Origin of the sequence: Vibrio sp. 779(2023), from assembly GCF_033344285.1 — a bacterium.
In the GTDB taxonomy this organism is placed as follows: domain Bacteria; phylum Pseudomonadota; class Gammaproteobacteria; order Enterobacterales; family Vibrionaceae; genus Vibrio; species Vibrio alginolyticus.
Genome location: NZ_JAWPOM010000257.1, coordinates 1 through 1,006, shown reverse-complemented (window position 1 = coordinate 1,006; position 1,006 = coordinate 1). Strand labels below are relative to the sequence as shown.

Here is a 1,006-nt window from a genome sequence, read left to right as displayed (position 1 = left end):
CGGTTTCGACAAGTCCTGCGCAAGTGACTGGCGATGTTACCGTGCTTGGTGATTTGAAGTACCAAGTATCGATTCCTTCAGTTCAAGTCGATTTTGAAAATGGTGACGAGTTACACCTGAATGATCTGAGTGGACAAGGTAAGGGTAAGCAAGCGAAAGGTTATTGGCTTGGTGAACAAACCTTTTCTCTAGAAAAGTTAGATGTGGTTGATTCATCGCTTAAACAGGTATTTTTGATTGAAAAGGCGAGCTACAGCGGCAACACGTCGAATGACGAAACCGGTGAGAAGCTAAACAGCCAATTGAACATTAATGCTCAAAAAATGCGCCTAACGGATGGCACTGATGTTGATAACTTTAAGTTGAATTTTGCTATTGCAGATGTCGATAGTAATTCGTTCGATCAAATTATGTCGATCTATCAAAGCTCACCAGTACTTGATGAACAACAGGTGTCCGAATTAATGCCTCACATCGACACGCTATTTAGTAAGGGCTTTAAGCTTTCAGTTAATGAGCTTTCTTTGGCGTTTGGTGAAGGTCAATTCCGCAACGAGTGGCAGTTATCTGTCCCTCAAGGTACAGACCATATCACGCAAGACCCAATGAAGTTGATGACCGCAACAAACGGCGAATTGAGTACTTACTTCTCAGATGAACTTGTTGAACACTATCCATTTATCCAAGAAGGCATTGATGAGCTTTTGATCATGGAGTTGATTGAAAAAGTCGATGGTGGTTATGAACTTAAAGCTCAAATCGGTGAAGGCAAGCTTAAGTTTGAAAATGGTCATGAATTTCCATTGATTGGTCTGTTAATGCCCGCGTTGATGCAGAAATAAGCCGATTACGATTAGAGCTTTCCGTTAATTTGACGTTTTCAGTTTAAAAGAGGTCTTAAGACCTCTTTTCTTGTTTTTATCGCCATAAAAACGTGATATTAATTTCTTAATATTTACATAGCAGGAGCAATGAGCATCATGGAACAAAATACGGACAACGTATT

General features: G+C 40.1%; 1 protein-coding gene. It reads left to right on the top strand.

Annotated elements, in window-relative coordinates:
- Nucleotides 1-842, top strand: an 842-nt coding sequence (locus R8O70_RS26455) for a DUF945 family protein (RefSeq protein WP_318184619.1), incomplete at its 5' end; no start/stop codon positions are given.
- Nucleotides 843-1,006 lie beyond the last annotated feature (164 nt).